General features: G+C 55.1%; 9 protein-coding genes and 3 pseudogenes. 6 read left to right on the forward strand and 6 right to left on the reverse strand.

Translation table 11 applies throughout. From position 1 onward, the window contains the following. A pseudogene (locus MHN28_RS25135) lies at positions 1 to 145 on the reverse strand (IS110 family transposase); the annotation flags it as partial. Between the two features lie 439 nt (positions 146 to 584). Here MHN28_RS25135 and MHN28_RS21510 point away from each other — a divergent pair. Further along, positions 585 to 703: pseudogene (locus tag MHN28_RS21510) on the forward strand (IS481 family transposase); the annotation flags it as partial. A gap of 193 nt (positions 704 to 896) precedes the next feature. On the opposite strand, the gene MHN28_RS21515 reads toward MHN28_RS21510, so the two are convergent. The 3 genes from MHN28_RS21515 to MHN28_RS21525 form a co-directional block, all read right to left on the reverse strand. Next, positions 897 to 12,209 (reverse strand): DUF4214 domain-containing protein, encoded by an 11,313-nt coding sequence (locus MHN28_RS21515; protein ID WP_239344822.1) that lies wholly within the window; start codon positions 12,207 to 12,209, stop codon positions 897 to 899. Between the two features lie 115 nt (positions 12,210 to 12,324). Further along, the gene (locus MHN28_RS21520; protein ID WP_239344715.1) at positions 12,325 to 13,707 is read right to left on the reverse strand and encodes a hypothetical protein; all 1,383 of its coding nucleotides are present in this window, start codon (positions 13,705 to 13,707) and stop codon (positions 12,325 to 12,327) included. A 4-nt stretch (positions 13,708 to 13,711) separates the two neighbouring features. Then, entirely contained in the window at positions 13,712 to 14,203 is a 492-nt protein-coding gene (locus tag MHN28_RS21525) for a hypothetical protein (RefSeq protein WP_239344717.1), read from the reverse strand. A gap of 268 nt (positions 14,204 to 14,471) precedes the next feature. Here MHN28_RS21525 and MHN28_RS21530 point away from each other — a divergent pair. Beyond that, positions 14,472 to 15,148, forward strand: a pseudogene (locus MHN28_RS21530) (recombinase family protein). Positions 15,149 to 15,365: 217 nt separating this feature from the next. Here the strand turns inward: MHN28_RS21530 and MHN28_RS21535 are convergent. Both MHN28_RS21535 and MHN28_RS21540 read right to left on the reverse strand, forming a co-directional pair. Further along, positions 15,366 to 16,457 carry a hypothetical protein gene (locus tag MHN28_RS21535; protein WP_239344719.1) on the reverse strand — a complete coding sequence of 364 codons (1,092 nt, stop codon included), beginning with the start codon at positions 16,455 to 16,457 and terminating at the stop codon, positions 15,366 to 15,368. A gap of 95 nt (positions 16,458 to 16,552) precedes the next feature. Next, complete coding sequence (locus tag MHN28_RS21540; RefSeq protein WP_239344721.1) at positions 16,553 to 17,188, reverse strand: hypothetical protein; 636 nt, start codon at positions 17,186 to 17,188, stop codon at positions 16,553 to 16,555. Positions 17,189 to 17,290: 102 nt separating this feature from the next. On the opposite strand from MHN28_RS21540, the gene MHN28_RS21545 reads away from it, so the two are divergent. The 4 genes from MHN28_RS21545 to MHN28_RS21560 are packed head-to-tail and all read left to right on the forward strand — an operon-like array spanning position 17,291 to position 18,992. After that, positions 17,291 to 17,761, forward strand: coding sequence for a hypothetical protein (locus tag MHN28_RS21545; protein WP_239344723.1), 471 nt, complete (start codon positions 17,291 to 17,293; stop codon positions 17,759 to 17,761). Continuing rightward, complete coding sequence (locus tag MHN28_RS21550; RefSeq protein WP_239344725.1) at positions 17,761 to 18,120, forward strand: hypothetical protein; 360 nt, start codon at positions 17,761 to 17,763, stop codon at positions 18,118 to 18,120. Before MHN28_RS21545 ends, MHN28_RS21550 begins: the two co-directional genes overlap by 1 nt. A 9-nt stretch (positions 18,121 to 18,129) precedes the next feature. Continuing rightward, positions 18,130 to 18,369 (forward strand): hypothetical protein, encoded by a 240-nt coding sequence (locus MHN28_RS21555; RefSeq protein ID WP_239344727.1) that lies wholly within the window; start codon positions 18,130 to 18,132, stop codon positions 18,367 to 18,369. Then, positions 18,366 to 18,992: an HNH endonuclease signature motif containing protein gene (locus MHN28_RS21560; RefSeq protein WP_239344729.1), complete on the forward strand. Its 627-nt coding sequence runs from the start codon at positions 18,366 to 18,368 to the stop codon at positions 18,990 to 18,992. Before MHN28_RS21555 ends, MHN28_RS21560 begins: the two co-directional genes overlap by 4 nt. The last annotated feature ends 27 nt before the right edge of the window (positions 18,993 to 19,019 follow it).

Raw genomic sequence — 19,019 nt, forward strand, 5'->3', positions numbered from 1 at the left:
CCCTGCAGGGTGGAAGCGTCTCAAAGAAGCGGAGCAGCTTGGTGCGTTTGATGGCTTTGTTGAAAATCACTCGGCCGTTCTCTGAAATGCCGTGAACTTGAAAAACATCCTTGGCCAGATCCAGGCCGACGGTCTTTACTGTCATTGGGTGGCTCCTTTCCTAGCAGTCGATGACAACTGCACTTTGGCACATTCGATGCCGGTGGAGCAGGAGCCACCCACCTCATCCGGTTTGGGCTCTTTTTCACGAATTTGGGTCAGTCGTAACGCGCAAATCAAAGTAATCTGATGTTTGACAGCAACTGATCTCAGCCTGACATCTGTTTTTGTAGTGGAAAGAAGGTTTGACTTGGGGTGCCATCTGATGTCGAACGTTCACCTTGTTTCTGGTCCAACTGTGACGGTTGGGTCAGGTTCGTGTGACGTTCATCAACAAGTACTGTGGAACGTCACAGAGCTTTGGCCCAATCGACAAACAAAACCTCAACAAATGAGTAAATCACGTCATTCAATTCCGACCCAAACGTCAAGCATATCTGACCCAACAAAAAAGCAGCCATTATATCAAAGGCATGTCCGAGTTACTCGACGCGTACAACTACGCACGCCAACTGAAGACTCTCAGAGGCCTCGCGCCCTACGAATACACTTGCAATTCTGGACCTCAGCGAGGGGTAGATTCATTTTGGACCCGATCCACTAGATGCCGGGGCTGAGCACCTAGGCCTAAAACTAGCGACACTACCTGGAATACTCAGAACCTTCACCGCTTATGATACCATTCTGCCCCATACCGAAATTGACCCCGATTTCGGCAATTCCAAAATTACTTAAAAGTTCCACTTCCGCACCTTCACTCTACGGAAGTGGAAACGCATTCTTAGTGACCGTCAGACCTAGCCCAAAGAACCGTCGTCATTCAAATCGGCGCCAAACACCGTTTCAAGATCCACAAGGGCCGCATCGTCTACGTAGTAGCTTGTGGCTAGTGAACCCTCAGAATTCAGTTCCCAAATCGCATCCTCGCCGTTGACCCTGTCAAAGAACAGCAAAAACCCACCTCCGTCCGGATTGGCCGTTGCGTGCTGCGCTGAGAAACCCACAAAGCTGTCGTCGCTAACGAGTGTTCCCGCATTCATAACATGAACGATGTCACCGTCGGCCGTCTCGATCGCGTAACGATTGTTGTCTGTGTCAACAGTCAACAGTTTAACATCACCAATCGCGTCACGCACCGTATAACTGTGCCCGACCACGCCATCTCCAGTTAAATCCAATCCAAATGCTGTTTCAGAGCCAGCGATCATTGGGGCATCCGCAATGTGACTGGTCACCAACGTACCGCCGTCGTCAAGCTGCCAGATCGCTTTCTGACCATCGGAATTTTCCCAGTAGACAAGATACCCATTACCATCCGGGTCCGCGCCGGCATGTTTTGCCTGCCAGCCGGACGCCAATTTTTGTTCCGGGTCCACCAGCCCATTCTGATCGCGCATTTTTATCAATTGGGTACCATCATTCACCACATAGTAACCGTTGGCGCTCACTCTTAATCCTACCCCTTCGGTTTCCACTGATGACGCAAAAATAAAGTCATCCTCAGCAATATTGTCCGCAACGGTATTGTTCAGCGTAATTGCACCGTTGGCCCAAGTGATTTCAGCATCACTCCCGTTTTGAGAGACACTAACTTCACTCAGCAGAAGGTCTGAAAGATCGATTTGATCCACGCCATCTTCAAAGTCCTCGATGGTGTCATTGCCTGTCTGGTCGACGGCGTTGAAGACAAAGGTATCTGCGCCGACCCCGCCTGAAAGAACATCGTCTCCGACGCCCCCATGCAGCGTATCATTACCTTCGCCACCTATGAGGGTATCATCGTTTGACATCGTGCTGGTTGCCACCAAGCGGTCAGCGATCCGCCCTTCACTTCTGCCGGTTTGGACGTAGTGTTTGGCAAGCGCGTGGCCGTTGTCGCCGAGAGCTTCCTGCAGATCGAAGTAATTTGCCGCGTAGGTTTCGGTTGAGAAACTCATATCCAACCAAGATCCATCAGGGTCTATATCTGTACGTCTGTGATAGTGATGCGCAACGATCGAATAGACTTCGTCCTCATCCCACAAATTCGGGATTAGCGGCAATAATCCGGGTTGAGAAGCCAGGAAACGGTAGACGTCAAAGGTGATGGTCATGCTTTCGCCATTCCATCGTTCCGGGTCCTCAAGGCGACGAATGTAGTGATCCCTGACAATATCCGCTTTTTGATCGATCGGCAGTGTTGAGTCTATGTTCTCCAAAAGCCATCGATCGGAGGCGAGATAGAGCATGGCAACCCCGTCGCTTGCAGTTGCGCTCATCGCGGGCAAACCACTGGACAGTTCAGGCAACCCTAAGTCGCCGGGGCGTGTATCACCAAACAAGAGGTCATCACCATCCCCTCCGATGAGGGTGTCTGACGCCCACCCGCCGATGAGCAGGTCAGCGCCGTCACCGCCGTCCAAGTTGTCAGAACCTGCTTTGCCGAATAGCGTATCAGCACCTGCTCCACCCAGGATAGTATCATTACCTGTACCACCGACCAATTGATCTGCGCCATCATTGCCGCTGAGGTAGTCGTCTCCCGCGCCACCCAAAAGCGCGTCTGCACCAGCGCCACCAAAAAGGGAATCGTCCCCAAGGCCACCCATCAATTGGTCGTCTCCGACGCCCCCATGCAGCGTATCAATACCTTCGCCACCTATGAGGGTATCATCGTTTGACATCGTGCTGGTTGCCACCAAGCGATCAACGATCCGCCCTTCAGTTCTGCCAGTTTGGACGTAGTGTTTGGCAAGCGCGTGGCCGTTGTCACCGAGAACCTCCTGCAGATCGAAGTAATTTGCCGCGTAGGTTTCGGTTGAGAAACTCATATCCAACCAGGAACCATCTGGGTCTATATCTGTTCGTCTGTGATAGTGATGCGCAACGATCGAATAGAGTTCTTCCTCATCCCACAAATCCGGGACCAGCGGCAGTAACCCGGGTTGAGAAGCAAGGAAACGGTAGACATCAAAGGTGATGGTCATGCTTTCGCCATTCCACCGTTCCGGGTCCTCAAGGCGACGAATGTAGTGATCCCTGACAATATCCGCTTTTTGATCGATCGGCAGTGTTGAGTCTATGTTCTCCAAAAGCCATCGATCGGAGGCGAGATAGAGCATGGCAACCCCGTCGCTTGCAGTTGCGCTCATCGCGGGCAAACCACTGGACAGTTCAGGCAACCCTAAGTCGCCGGGGCGTGTATCACCAAACAAGAGGTCATCACCATCCCCTCCGATGAGGGTGTCTGACGCCCACCCGCCGATGAGCAGGTCAGCGCCGTCACCGCCGTCCAAGTTGTCAGAACCTGTTTTGCCATAAAGCGCATCAGCACCTGCTCCACCCAGGATAGTATCATTGCCTGTACCACCGACCAGTTGATCTGCGCCATCATCGCCACTGAGGTGGTCGTCTCCCGAGCCACCCAAAAGCGCGTCTGTACCTGCGCCACCAAAAAGGGAATCATCCCCAACGCCGCCATACAACCGATCGTTTCCTTCATCGCCGTGAAGGGTGTCATTGTTGCTTCCCAACAGGCGATCAACGATCCGCCCTTCAGTTTTGCCGGTTTGGACGTAGTGTTTGGCAAGCGCGTGCGAATTGTCTCCAAACGCGTTTTGCAGGTCCGGATAATTTGCCGCGTAGATTTCGGTTGAGAAACTCATATCCAACCAGGAACTATCCGGGTCTATATCTGTACGTCTGTGATAGTGATGCGCAACGATCGAATAGAGTTCGTCCTCATCCCACAAATCCGGGACCAGCGGCAGTAACCCGGGTTGAGAAGCAAGGAAACGGTAGACATCAAAGGTGATGGTCATGCTTTCGCCATTCCATCGCTCTGGATCCTCAAGGCGACGACCGTAGTGGTCCCTGACAATATCCGCTTTTTGATCGATCGGCAGTGTGGAATCTACGTTCTCCAATAGCCAGCGATCAGAAGCGAGATAGAGCATGGCAACCCCGTCGCTGGAAGTTGCGCTCATCGCAGGCAAGCCACTAGACAACTCTGGCAAGCCAGACTCCCCGGATCGGTTATCGCCGATTAGCACGTCATCGCCATCGCCGCCATGCAGGACGTCTTCACCCCATCCACCAACAAGGAGGTCAGAGCCATATTCCCCTCTCAGCAGGTCATTACCTACATTGCCAAGCACTACATCAGAGCCTGCTCCACCTGCGACATCATCATTCCCCAAACCACCGTTCAGGAAATCGGAGCCACTGTCACCACGCAACGTATCTTGTCCAGCGCCTCCCCAAATACGGTCCGAACCGGACCCACCGTAGACCGTGTCATTACCGTCATCGCCCGATAACTGGTCGTCACCGTCTTCGCCGTATATGATGTCATCTGCATCGCCACCAGCGGCACGGTCAGCACCTCCACCAGCGTGGATGCGGTCTGCCCCAGCACCGCCGCTCAAGACATCAGCGCCACTATTGCCCAAGATCGTATCGTTGCCTTCTTCCCCGAAAACAGTGTCGGCCCCTTCATTGCCTTCCAGTCTGTCATCACCGTCGCCGCCAAGCACAGTGTCGTCTCCGCGACCTGCCTGCACATGATCGTTACCGGCAAAGACAATTATCCGATCATCTCCCGAACCCGTGTACCGGTAATCATCAAGATCCGTTGCATGGACAAGATTATTCTCCTGCGTACCGGGCCACGTGTCGCTGGGGTCGCTTGTTTCGGGTCGTTCCTGATACTCATCAAATCCCTGGTTTTCGTACGAAGCTGAGATATGGCCAATTACAGATCCATCCGCGAATTGAAAAAGCTCAACCCCGCGCGTATCGATTTGTATCTCACCGTCGGTGCTCGCAACTTTGATCTGGTCGATGTCTTGCTGCCAGGTCACGGTATAGTCGCTTCGATCCCCCGTTAGAAACAGGGTGTCAAAGCCGTCTCCGCCAATGTACACGTCGTAATCACCATGGGCACTCTCATGGAACAAATCATCCCCGCGCCCACCGTGGTATTGGTCGTCTCCCTTGCCATCCCAGATCTGATCATCCCCGTCATCGCCATAGATGACGTCGTCCCCATAATCCGAATTGTCGTTGTGAATTATGTCATTGCCAGCACCACCCCGGATGACGTCGTCGCCGTTACCGTTGTAAATGACATCATCGCCGTCATTCCCGTCAACGATGTCATCGCCGGCACCGCCCCTGAGAAAATCATCGCCATCACCGCCCGACAATGTGTCGCCACCATTGCCGCCGGACAGCTCGTCATTACCGCCGCCGCCGTCGATCAGGTCACTGCCGGAGCCGCCTTCCAATGTGTCATTGCCCAACCCACCCGAGAGCCGGTCGTCTGAATCGCCCCCATTGACTCGGTCGTTTCCTGCGCCTCCGATTAGAACGTCCTCGCCAGCCCCCCCGGTCAGGATATCGTCCCCTGCCTCCCCGAAAATTAGGAGATCTGAGTGACTGCCGTCACCAGTCAGAGTATCATTGCCGACACTCCCATAAGCGGCTTCAAACCCATTCGAGTGAAGTTGAAGTGTTACACCGCTGTCACCCGTTACGACGGCCGTGTCATAGCCGGACCCGCCTGTAACCTGGACATCATCTGAATCAAAATACACCACATCATTGCCCGCCCCGCCATCGAGACTGTCTGCGCCGTCACCGCCTGATATGATGTCGTTGCCGGATCCACCGCGCAACGTATCGTTTCCACCCAAGCCATATAGGTGTACGTTCTCATCCTGATTGTTCGCAGTGATGCTGTTGCTTCTTTCATCGCCCCGTACTTCGCGCTCCGAAATAGCCGCGAGGTCAACGTTTTGAGAACCGATTCCGTTCAATGACAAAGCGGCTTCCGAACCGATCCCTTTGCGCGACATTTCGGGGCTGTTGGCGAGGATATAAACAAACTCACCGCGTGTGAGCTGTCCCTGATACAGCTTCTGAACCCAGGAATTCAGTTCGGCATCAGACGGATTCTGCCCAAGGGTATTCCACAGCACCATTTGGACAAATTCTTCATCGTTTTGATCCTGATAGTGATTGCCGAGCGGCGCAATCCATTGCCCCTGCTGTTCCAACATCAGGTCCAGCGTTCCAAGCAGTGTCGCATACCCATTCACGATCTGGGTGGCGGCGAGCTTCAGGATCGAACCGGAGTCGCTGGTTCCGTGCAAAACGGCATATGCCCGGATCAGGGTCGCTTCAACGTAAGCGCGGTCCGAGCTGTGCTCGACCTGTGCTGCATTCAAAAAGACATCAAAATTGACGCTGGACATATGTCCATTGCCCACAACGATATGTTCGGAACTTTCCGAAAGACCGGCGGCCAGATCGGCGCGGCTTTGTCCGCCCGCGAGCGCAGACAGCGCATCAGCTGCTTCATCCAGCGTAGCACCGCGGCCCAGAGCATTTGTGTAGAGCTGGCTGACAAAGGATGCATCGCTGATATTCGGGTAGCGGGCGTCAAATTCGTCGGACGCGATCAGTTCACCAGCAAGAGCGCTGAGGTTGAGCTCGCCGTTTTCAACATGTGCAACCAGTTGCTCCACTTCGGACCGGTCCATGTCGCGATCGAGAATCGTGTCATAAATTCGTGCAGCTTCTTCCAGAATTCTTGCCTTGGACGCGGCATCAAGCCGGACTGCATAATTCGTTGTTTCCCCGGCAATCGTGCGGTTCAGACCCCAGGTCTCAATTCCGGAAACATCAACATAGTGTCCGCTGTCAAAATCCAGATTGTCTCCGGAGTAGTCGGTGCGATAGCTGCCATTGCCCACTGGCGAGCGCGAGATAGTGAAACTCGTATCATCGGATTCGATTGTTGTCACCAACCCGTCACCGGACACGTTCGTTGTCCTCGTGTTACTGACCGTACCATCCGCATCATAGGACGTCTCGACGCGGGTCAAACGCCCGTCCGCACCCGACACGGATGTTGTCTCGACATCCTTCATCCCATCGCCATCGTAATCGCGGGTTTCAGTAACCGTTCGACCATCTGCGCTGGTTTCACGCGACATTGACGATCGCAAACTTCCGTCGGCATAGGTCACATCGACATTCCGCGTCTCGCCGCCATCCTGATGTAGCTGCGTTGTTTCCCGCAGGCTGACATCCCAGTCACCGTCGCCGTCCCGATCGGAATTGGCAGTACTGGTCAGACCGTCAGCAGAGACTGTGACGATCTCCTCAAAGCTCAGAGTGTTGTCATGGGTTTCCGAGACAGTTGTGACGGTGCCGCCATCGTCGCTAAAACTGACATCTGATTGTCGTTTGAACTCCGCCGTTCCGTCACCGTCCAGGTCAAACTGATAGCTCATCTGGCTACCGTTGGCAGCCTCAAACCCAGTAATCACAGTGGACGCGGAACCGTCTGATTTGAGGTCTCTCAGGGTTGTTGTCATCGACTGATCTGGATTGATCTGTGCCTTGCGGTCTCGATCGGCAATACCGTCACCATCAGTGTCGACCAACTGCGTTATACTTCGGCCGTCCGCACTTTCGCTGATCTGCACCGAGTGAACCAGGGTACCGTCTTCATCGAGTTGCCTGTTGGTCTGCGTTAAAGCACCGCTGGCCTCGATCAAACGCACGCTGCTGCGATCCGTTGCGCCATCCCCTGTAAGATCGAATTCCGTCTGTTGCCTCAGCCCATCACCGGAGGTCAGGTTTGTTACAAGCGTGGCGTCGACACCATTGACAATCGATGTGGATACCAGCTCTTCGATATCCCCATCTGCATTGAACGTGATAGTGCGGGTGGTTACGAACTCGTTGGTGCCGTTGCCGTTCAGATCTGCGCTCCAGGTAGAGCTGAAGCCATCATCGCTGGTGGTCGCAATCGTCTTTGCCTGAAGTGTGCCGCCCCCATCGGTGTAGCGGGTTGTTGTGCTACTGCTGCCATCTGCAGCAAGTACCGTAGTCGCGGTGGCGACCAGCTCATCTGTGCCGTCGCCGTTCCGGTCGGTCCGGGATGTGGTGGTCAGGCCATCGTCACTAATCGTGTTGGTATGCGTGGCGATCAGAGCGCCAGTGCTGTTGAAGGACTTCGTCTGGCTCGTCTGTGTGCCGTTATCTGCGAGGGTTGTGGTGATGACCTGGTCATTCTCCCCATTGCCATCGGCATCGATGCTCCGCGTCACCGTGCGCTCATCCGCGCTGACCACGATTGTATCCGTGCTGAGCGTGGTGCCATTGGCCGCTGTCCGGGTTAGGGTCGTGGTCTCGACACCGGCCGCATTCAGATCGACGGATCGGGTGACGGTCAGATCATAATCCCCGTCATTGTCCCGATCTTCCCGGGTTGTCGTGGTGCGACCGTCGCGGGACGTCTCGATGACAGCGCGGCGATACACCGTGCCATTCTCGGTTTTCTCTTCCACCGTTCTTGTGGTGGACCCATCCGCTTTGAGCACGGTGGTGCTGTGTTCGCTCCGCTCAAACGCCCCGTTGCCGTCCGCATCATAGCGGGTTGTGGTCTCAAGCCCATTGTCGCTGGTGGTGGACACCATCTGGCTCTGGGTCGCGCCCGTATCGTCCAGCTTTGTTTCCGTTACCGTGACCTGACCATCATCGCCGACAACGCGATGAATGCGCTGGTCCACATTGCCGTCACCATCCACGTCCCGGATCTCAAGGACATCTCGGCCATCATCGCTGGTTGTGGTCACCGTGCGGGACCGCAGCACGTCACTGGAGCCGGTCACATCCGTGACCTCGGTCGTAACGGTTTGCCCGCCATCCGCATTCAGGGTTGTCACGCTGGACGAGACGATATCCGCCTCTTGGTTCCCGTCCCGATCTGTCCGGGTCTCAACCGTCAGACCGTCATCGCTCACAGTGGTCTGCGTCCGCGACAGCAGCGACCCATCGCTGGACTTTACATCTGCCGTGGTGGTCTTTGACCCATTCGCCAGGAGCTCGGTGGTGGAGGTCACCACACGCTCCGGCGTGCCGTCCCCATCCCTGTCCTCTGACGTGGTGGTCACCAACCCATCATCACTGACCGTTGTGACGGACTGGCTGCGCAGGCTGTCATTGCCGTTCTTGATAGTGGAGGTTGTGGTTCGTCCACCATCAGCATTCAGAACCGTGGCTGTGGTGGAACGGGTGTCCACCGTGCCGTCGCCGTCGACATCACTCGCAACCGTCACCGTCAGCCTGTCGTCGCTGACATTGGTCGCCTGGGTCGAACGTGTCGACCCATCTGCGTTCAGACGGGTCTCATGCTCGGTCATGCTGCCATCGGCGTGCTGTTCCGACCGCAGGGTGACGTCACTCGCGCCATCGCCATTGGCATCTGTGTTGGTGATCGTCAGACGCCGGTCCGCGCTTTGAGAAACGGTTGCCTGTGAGAGCAGCGTGGTCTGATCACCAGCATGGTTGGTCACCGTGCGCAGCGTACTGCCATCGGGGTTGGAGACACGCGACGAGACAGATTTCCCATCCCAAGCCCCATCGCCATCAATGTCGCTCAGCGTTGTCACAGTCAGCCCGTCAGCGCTGGTCACACTCTGCTGCTTGCTCCGGAATGCGCCATCCTGCGCTTTCTCCGTGACCGTCCGGGTCGAGGTGCCATCCGCGTTTTCCACCGTCACATCAGAGATCGACCGGTCCGTATCGCCGTCCCCATCCGCGTCGATGCTTGTGTTGGTCACCAACCCGTCTTCACTCGTCACCGAGACCGAATTGGCACTGAACGACCCATCCGCATTGCGCGTCCAGCTGGTGGTGGTCCGCTCTCCGGTTGTTCCGTCCACCGTCACGCTCCGGCTCAAATCGGTAGCTTGGAACACCCCGTCCTGATTGTGATCGATCCAGGTTTCCGAGCTGACTTTGTCACTGCCCAACGTGACCTTCACCTTGCCGCGGACAGACCCGTCCGTATTGGTCTGCGTCGTCAGAGTCTCGCGGCTGTCATCCGCGTGGATCGTGGTCGCCTCAACCGTGGTCAGGTCCACGTCGCCGTCGCCGTCCTGATCCACAGCGGTGGTTTTGGTCAGCGCATCTTCGGACTGGTTCTGTGTGGTTGTACTACGGATGCTGCCGTCGCCATTCTTCACCGTCACGGTTGAAGATGTCGACTTGTCCGCATTCACCGTGATGCTCAGTTCTTCCTGAACATCTGTATCGCCATCCCCGTCCAGATCCCGGGCAATGGTCTTGGTGCGGCCATCTGCCGAGATGCTCTCGGTCACCGCACTGCGCAGCGAGCCGTCTTCGTTCAGATACCGTATCGTCTCCGAGCGCGTGCCATCTGCATTCACCACAATCACATGAGAGATGGTCAGCTCGACCGTGCCGTCACCATCCTCATCAATAGCATCCGTCCGTGTCAGCCCGTCGGCCGAGACCGTCTCGGTCGAGCTGCGGATCACGTTGCCATCCGAGCCCCGATCCGTGGTCACAATCGTCATGCTGTCATCGGCATGGGTCGTGCGCACCTCGGTCTGGTCATACCAGCCACCACCGGTGGAATCCCGCTCGATGGTCACGATCTGGCCATCCGCGCTGGTCGTGGTTTTTGTTGCGCTTACCAGCACGGCAGACGCCGCATCCGAGCCCGCCTTGTTGGTGACCGTCTCGCTCCTGCTGCCATCCGGGTTGGTCACCGTCACAATGGTCTGCAGCCGGTCCACCACCCCGTCGCCATTGTCATCATAGCTGTTGGAAATCGACGTCCCGTCCGCAGACGTTACCGAGGTGATGACAAAAGAAATGGCGCCATCGGCGCCATACCCGGTCTGAATGTGCGTGCGCACCCCCTCCGAGGCAGTGACCTCGCTTTCCTCAATCCGGTAGCTCTGCGCGTTGCTGACCAGCGTGGTGTCCGCAACGGTCCCGGTGGTGCCATCGGATTTGGTAAAGGTCGTTTTGCCGGTGATTACTGAGCCATCGGGCAGTTCAATATTGGTCGCATCCGCTGTCAGGTCGATCGAGGTGATCCCCAGCTCATCCAGCGTCTTCGCAACCAGCGAGCCATCGGGGAGTGTTACCAGAACCTTGAAGTCCGACCACTTCTCGTCACCCGCGTCAAAGACCCCGTCGCCGTTACTATCAAAGACCGCCTTCAGCGCCTCAATGTCGCTCGTCGCCGTCGGGTCCCATTCCGTGAACACGTATTCCCGCTTCTCGGAGATCCCCCCATCCCCGTCCGCGTCATAAAACAGAACACCATTCCCCGCAGCAGCCCACGCCGTCTGGTTCTTCAGACCATCTCCGCTGGAATCCACAAACACCGTCGACTGCGACAGCTGCGTGATCTCTACGCCAGAACCGTCAAGGTCCAGGATGATCGGACGGTCCTCGCCTGAGAGACCCGTCCCGGAGTTGCCGCCGCTGCGGCCAGTGTTACCACCTCCGCTCGAAGAGCCTCCGTCGCCGCCGGAGTTCCCACCGGGATCAATGCCCCCATGCGTGCCGTTGCTGTTGATATGGTTGGATTTTGCAATTGGTTCGCCATCTATGGTGGTTTTTATGTCATTAATTTCTCGATGCTTTTGGGTGGGGCTTTTTTTGACACTTTGATCAATCCCTAAAATGCTATCCACCCAATCGTCGAAAGCATTGAGCTGTTCGCCAACCCAACCTCCAAAGTCAGCTAGTGCGCTATCCTTAACCTGAGATTCCACCCAACCATCAAATGCTGTAAGCCCCTTCTTAACCAAACCACCAACTGCAGTTACGGCACCAATTGCCAACTGGGAGACACCATTCAGGATCGCGCCTGCAAGATGCAATGGGGCCGTTACAACATCGGTCACAGCATCAATGAACCCGCCTTCTTTAAGTAAACCTGTTTTGGTAGAGTCCACTCCGAGAAGCCCATCGATCCCGTCATTGATGGCATTCCCAACACGGCCCAGAAGGCCGGACATGTTGTGAACACGAATTCCACCTGCGACATAGGTGTGGTATTCTTCCACCTCAAAATTGTAGACGCCAAATCCACCCTGCGCGTTCCGTAAGTCCTGCAGATCACTGATGACGGAGGTGGGTGTCCCGGGAGGCTCGGTGGAGATTGAAGGGAACGTCACGCACTCAAATGCCTCAACAACAGGGCCATTCGGCATCCGTGAAGCTTCGCCACTTATCAAAATGCCAGCAGCCACAGGTGAGTGATCGGCGCTCTTGCCTAGAAATTCAGTCATACTGTCCCCTTCCAACCGCCCAGATTAAGACGGTCAAATAGTCTTTTTTGTTATGGGTATTAGTTATTTAAGTCAGATGCTCATGGACCGCATTTCTCCGCAAAAAATGCCCGAATTAGCCGTGCACCCCTTCCGGACGACCCAGTTGCTCTCGCGGATAGTCTGGCATGGCATTGCGCCGCTGTGGCGAAGCCTCCGAACTATCTGGTGCAGGCAGCCTTGGGCCAATCTGCTCCCACTCACCCGCAGCATAGATCTCTTCAAGTGTTACCTTCGAACGTTCCAGGATGTAGTCTTCGGGCTTTGGAAGCTGTTCGGAGAAGGTCCAGCTCAACGGCACCTTGGCACCTCCAGCTCCGGGACGGATGTAGCCGTCTTCCGTAATCTGAGCACCGTTTGCGTTGAGAATATCCAGAACGCAATGCTGCTCACCGTTTTCGAGATAGATACGCGTCCCGAGGCGAATCTGTCCTTGCTCCCGGATGGCAATTTGCCCGTTGGGTTTTTTGTCACCCACCACGACATGAACCAACCGGTCGTGGATCGAACCAACGTCACAACCGGTGGCGGCGCGGATCTGAGTGCCGTCGCTGTTCATGATCGTGCCATCGGTGCGGAGAATATCCAACAAAGGCACGTGCTGGCCTTTGAACTTGCCATCCGCGCAGAAGTAAGCATGACCGGGGGTGACACCTGTGCCCCAGAAATCGAGAACATGCTTGGCTGTATTGGTCATAGTCCGCGTCACGGATTTAGGTGCCAGCCGACCTCTATCGTCATAGGCGACAACCAGATCACCAGTTCGGATTTCGCTTATAGGCTTATCCCAAACCTTCGAGAGAACTAGCTCCTCATCGTACGACCCATCATCTCGTGGCTTCAACGAAGGGTCGGTCGGCCACATCTGAATTGGGGTTTCGGCAATGAAACAATGGTTGTTTACAAATCCAGAAGACATTTGCTTCTGAGTTTGTTCGTCCATCGGTAAAATCCGAGGCTCCGCAATAAGGTTGCCCCGCAAGTCAACACGGGTGACCTTCCAAGACCAGCCCTGTGTTGCATTCCCAACCGGAACGTAATGATCTAGACCAATAACTTTTCCGTTCTTGTCACGAACTTCATATGATTGAGCAGCAGCTTCCATGTTGGTGGTAGGATTGTCTTCATGGACTTCAGCAGTCAGGCCCCAGCCTTTCCAGCCCAGCGTAGCTGTTCCGTAAACACCGTCCATTTTAACTACATAACCGAATGAAGGGGAAGTCGGACTAGAATAACCATATTGATCCGTCTCAGCGTTTACTGAAACTCCGGCCGCGCCATAGCTCAAGTCAGGGGTCACGGGTTGCCAGTCCTCGCCGTCATAAGACCACCCTAAGCCAAGAGTAGCAGGCCCTCCTTTTGGCCCGCCGTAACTTAGACCAATACCGCCTTTCGTAGGGTTGACTGGATGGCTGTCGCCGTATGTGAAGTCTTGATGTTCAGTAGGATCGTCGCCCATATCTCTATTCCGTTTGTAAAAACTGCTTCACTCTGTCGGGTATGCCGCGAAGCCTAACGGTACATGTGTGGGACGCAAATTTTCCTGCATCATATGGCAGATGTATGATCATAATTTGCATGCCCCGAACTGTCCCATAGCTTGAATTGCAGAAATTAGGAGGGTGGCTATCATCGTATAAGGGATCAGAAGCGATGGTTCGTGATCTGGCTATTTCCCAAAATTGCAACTCTTGTATGACGCTATCTGCCAATGCTTGATCAAGACAGTTGAAGATGTGGCCATCTTGGCCAGCAAATACGATAGCATGCCCTCTTTCGACATCGGTAGAGATCAACTCTTCCACACCGGAAACCAAATTTTGCCAAGTAGTTTCGCAAGAGGCCTCGGCAGATCCGTCTAAAGATCCAGCACTAACCTCAATAGCTATAGATAGAGAGGCAGCAGCTCCAATCAGAGGAAAAGAAAATGAAGCAAACCAGTTTCTAAAACTCATGTACGCGCACTCTTTTTCGCGAGGAAGATAAAGATTATGTTTTCCACAAATGGTCACCTTTGTCACGCTCAATCTAGAGGCGATTTCCCAAGGATCTTTGACGCGTCAATTCCCTCTCTCCGAACAGCCCACGAACCCAGAAAACGAGCGTTTTTCTTGTAGTGCTGCGTCGGCTGCACGGCGCCGCGAAAACCACCAGAAAAACCGTTACGGAAATCATAGTAAGGTTGCATGGTGCATCCTGTCTATTCTGGCGAGGCGAGTTGCCATGCTCATCGGTTATGCACGAGTATCGAAGGCAGACGGCAGCCAGCTCCTCGATTTGCAACACGATGCGTTGTTTGAAGCCGGTGTCGATGCCGAGCGTATCTTTGAAGACAAGGCATCCGGGCGAAAGGATCATCGGCCGGGCTTGATGCCTGCATGAAAGCACTTCGATCGGGCAATTCTCTAGTGATCTGGAAATTGGATCGCCTCGGGCGTGATCTCAAGCATCTCGTGGCAACAGTTGATGAATTGCACGAACGCGGTGTTGGCCTTCGTGTTTTGTCCGGCGCAGGAGCAGAAAATAACACGACAACCGCCAATGGTCGGCTTATCTTTGGCAACTTCGCCAGCCGTGCCGAGTTTGAACGGGAACTCATCTCTGAACGCACACGTGCGGGATTGGCGGAAGCGCGTGCGCGAGGCTGCATAGGTGCACGGCCGCGCAAGATGGACGTGACGATGTTGCGAATGGCGATGAACGCCATGGCGGATCGTGAGACCAATGCTACTGATTTGGCAAAGCGGCTCGGTATCACCACAACGACGCTTTATGAACAGCCGCAGCGAAAGTCCGTTCCGTCCGCTTCACGGTCGTCGCCGAACGGGGTCTCGAATGGCAAATTATCACAACCACTGGATGATTGGCTACATCATAACGAAACGCTAACGTCGCAGTAGTGGTGTTATGTGAAGCGATCTCTGGTTGAGTGACCGACCCTATCACAACTTACCGAAGCCGACCTTTCCAGCCACAGCACCATCCATCTGGATCTTCTTTAGGGGCAATATCCTCTCGTGGTGACCTAGCGCCCGAAGACTGACCCATGCAAACGGGAGCTCGTCACCTATCAGCCAGCTCAATATCGCTAATCGTGACACTGGCCTCATTCCACTGTCAGTCAACCGTTTGCGTCGACGCCCCATTAGGACTTTTGCGCATTTCCCGTTCATAAGCCTTAACGTCCTCTACAGGCACAAGCATTCCCGTTATTCGACTACGGCTGTGCTTCATCCACTTCTGACGAAGGACGCCAGTTTCGATCAACCGATTTAACTTAGGACGACCTATGGACCATCTTTGAGCAAGCTCTCCTTTGGTGAACCCATTTCGAGGCTGCTGCGACAAGGCCTCAGAAACTTCAGCTTTGGAAACCAGCAAATTTCTGAGAACAAGGTCTTGGCCAATGCGCCCCGTCGCCTTCACGTGACCTGACAAAATCATTTGCACGATATCCGCGACTCTGCATTGGGCGCGACGTGTCACATCCGATAATGTGTAATAACCATCTGGAGCGGTCCGAAACACGCGCGTTCCTTCAAAAATCCGTTCAAGCATCCCTTGCAAATAGGCCGTATCATATCCTTTACGCTCCCAATGATCTTTCCCAGTTCTGGGTCGCAGGACTTTGCGTTTTTGAAGGTCTTTGACCACGTTTTCTGAAATACCAAGAAACCCAGCGACCTCCTTCCGGGACAGAAACCTCGACGTCACCTCTTTCAATTCCTCGACAGCTTCGACGGTCAGGATGCCATCGAGCACAAAAGCACCGCTTTCATCTCGATGACCGAGGTTGCCATCGATCAGGATTTCCTCGAATAGATCGCGACGAACTTGCAGGTGTTTTCTGGCAGAAGTGAGAGTGTGAACCCGACGCTCTTTTACTTCTTTTCCAAAGACGACCGTACCCGGCACAATGGGGTACCGATCCGCGACGTAGCGGTGCATCAATTCTCGAAACTTGTCCAAACCTTCGCGGTAGCTCAAGTCTTTATACAGAAAGTTGCGTAGCGCGCCAAAATGTGGCCAGTTGTAGCGACCGGACTTTCGTGTGGTTCTTTCGGCGAATTCCGTTAAGGCGTCAAACAACGCATTTTCCCCGGCCATCAGGAGCTCAAATCCTTTTAAAAGAGCCTGCCGCTTTGCGTGGCCGCTCAGGCCGCCCCGACGTTGCGAACTGCCATATGTCAGAATGATGCCAACGCGCATCAAGCTTGTCGTATTCTGGCCGCGGGATGTAAAGCTTTCTCAAGTTCTGCACCATTTTGCGAACGTCTTTGTCAGACCGGAACTTCTTGACGTGCTTATTCATTGCCGTTCTCCTCGTCTTCATCCGACTCTTCTGATCCGGTTTGATCGTCGTCATCCTCCAGTTCGTCGCTGAAGAGCCATTCACCCTCGCTCGGTTCCGGCAACACAAATTCCTCCTCGGGCAGCGGTCCTGGCTGATAGGGAATTTCATCTGACAAGAGGTCAAAATCCTGCTCCGGAATCACCGCGTGTTCGTCGGTGGCAATGTCCGGATCGGAACCCAAAGACAGGCCCCAGAACGTTTCGCGTTGCGCACGTTTGATCTGATCGCTGGTAAGATTGATCGGGCCAAGCTGTCGGGCTGCACGTTGCTCAACGTCAATCTCCGTGATCCGCCGAATAGCACGATCCACCACACCCTGCGTCAAGCTGGCAGCCGCACGATTGTTTTGCCGCAGCTCGAATATTGACCGCTCCCATGATGCGAACGATATCCCTTCGAGCCCCTCGACCTTTGCACCCAGCGTTGACCACCCACTGTCTTTGCCGCGCTCTAACCAGACCGAGATGTGGCCCATATCCTGCTGCATCCCCTTCTGCCGCCGAACCACTGCTGAACCGTATGACGAATGGATCTGCGGCAAGCACTGGTCGGCCACATCCAAGAAACTGCGCCGGATCTGGTTCAAGCGCAAACGCCGCTGGAAAGCAGGGGACAAATCCCAAGGCCGTCACCTCACCCGCATCTGGGCCAAACTCAAGAACCAAGCCATGGAGGGGGCGATGTACCAATGACCGACCTATCCACCCTCCCCGAACGCGCCCTATCAATCCGCCAGCCTTGGGCATGGGCTATCATCTTTGCGGGCAAGGAAATCGAAAACCGTCCGCGTAGGTTCCACTATCGCGGGCCGATCTGTCTGCATGCTTCGACAGCGCCACTCCCACCCGAGGAAATCTCCTATAATTTCTGTGTGGAAGATGTGTTGGCCTGGCATCGGTCAAAGGCTGTCCCTACCCGTGAAGCGAAAACCCAACCACCAACACTTGCCGATCTGACACCACGGCTCTGCGATCTGCAACGCGGCGGGATCATCGGCACGGCTGAAATCGTGGACTGCATCGAGGCCAGCGACAGCCCTTGGTTCTTCGGTCCCTACGGGCTCGTGCTTCGCAACGTGCAACCCATCCCCTTCATCCCCGTAAAAGGCGCGCTCGGTCTGTTCCGCTGGCGCGAGAACATCGACCAGGGGGCGGGATGATGGACCTCTTTGACCTCATGGTTTCGCCCCCTCAGATCGAGCCTGTCGATACCTATGGCCCGGTCATTCAAGGCGATGTCGACGAGGTCTTAACCCTTCCCAACAAAAAGCAACCGCTGGGTGCGCCCACGGCAAGGATCGAACTCCACAAACACACAGATGGCCGTTGGATGTGGTCAACGTCAGCGGAGCTTGAGTGCCGAGGTTTCGGTTATCGCGTCGGGCCGAAGTGGGGGAAGTTCGCCGCCAGCCGAGACGATGCCCTTCATTGGGCTCGGAAAGAGCTTTGCGAAAAGTTGAGCCGAGAGGATGGCCACAAAGTGCGCACCGTCCTCACCTGGGCAAATTCACTGACCTGAGAGGACAAAATGAAAAACAAACTCGGAGACCTGAACAACCACCTGTTTGCGCAGCTTGAACGGCTGTCTGACGAGGACCTTTCCGCGGAACAAATCGAGCAGGAAGTGAAGCGTGCCGGTGCAATGGTCGACGTTGCTGACAAGATCACTGGCAACGCCGAACTGCAGCTGAAGGCTGCGAGACTGTATGCCGAGCATGGCGAAAAGATCGTCGGCCACCTGCCCCAGATCGGGAGGAGCGCAGAATGAAGGGGCGTTGGATCGAATACAGCGCGGAGGAACTGGCTTGGATAGAGGCGAACAAGACAAAGGTTCGTCGGAAGGCTCATGCTGAGTATGTGGGGAAGTTCGGGCGCTCTGATGTTTCTCTGACCAACTACAACGCGCTCTGCAAGCGCAAGGGCTGGATGACAGGCAGGACCGGGCAGTACGAGCCCGGCCAAGAGCCTATGAACAAGGGGCAGAAGATGCCTTTCAACGCGAACAGCGCGCGCACCCAGTTCAAGAAGGGCTCTGTGCCGCCAAATCGTTTGCCCATGTGGTCCGAGCGCGTCGGCAAAGACGGGTACATCGAAATGAAAGTGCCACTGGAGAACCCCCACACAGGACACTCTACCCGCTTTATGCACAAGCACCGTTATCTTTGGGAGCAGGCGAACGGACCGCTACCTGAGGGGCATGCACTCAAGTGCCTGGATGGCGATCGCACCAATACAGATCCGAAGAACTGGGAAGCCGTGCCTCGCGCCCTCCTGCCCCGTCTGAGCGGGCGTTGGTGCCAGGGATACGATGATGCACCTGAGGAATTGAAACCCACCCTGATGGCAACAGCAAAGCTCAAGCACGCCATCAACGAAGCGGTGAAGAAGTGAACACCCCGGCCCGTATCTCAACGCCCC

This window comes from Ruegeria sp. Ofav3-42, assembly GCF_022347725.1.
Lineage (GTDB): Bacteria > Pseudomonadota > Alphaproteobacteria > Rhodobacterales > Rhodobacteraceae > Ruegeria.

Bases quoted from the DNA above. Each gene is read 5' to 3' on its own strand.
- MHN28_RS21550 (WP_239344725.1), top strand. From the start codon at position 17,761: ATGGACCTCTTTGACCTCATGGTTTCGCCCCCTCAGATCGAGCCTGTC.
- MHN28_RS21560 (WP_239344729.1), top strand. From the start codon at position 18,366: ATGAAGGGGCGTTGGATCGAATACAGCGCGGAGGAACTGGCTTGGATA.
- MHN28_RS21545 (WP_239344723.1), top strand. From the start codon at position 17,291: ATGACCGACCTATCCACCCTCCCCGAACGCGCCCTATCAATCCGCCAG.
- MHN28_RS21520 (WP_239344715.1), bottom strand. From the start codon at position 13,707: ATGGGCGACGATCCTACTGAACATCAAGACTTCACATACGGCGACAGC.
- MHN28_RS21535 (WP_239344719.1), bottom strand. From the start codon at position 16,457: ATGCGCGTTGGCATCATTCTGACATATGGCAGTTCGCAACGTCGGGGC.
- MHN28_RS21555 (WP_239344727.1), top strand. From the start codon at position 18,130: ATGAAAAACAAACTCGGAGACCTGAACAACCACCTGTTTGCGCAGCTT.
- MHN28_RS21515 (WP_239344822.1), bottom strand. From the start codon at position 12,209: ATGACTGAATTTCTAGGCAAGAGCGCCGATCACTCACCTGTGGCTGCT.
- MHN28_RS21525 (WP_239344717.1), bottom strand. From the start codon at position 14,203: ATGAGTTTTAGAAACTGGTTTGCTTCATTTTCTTTTCCTCTGATTGGA.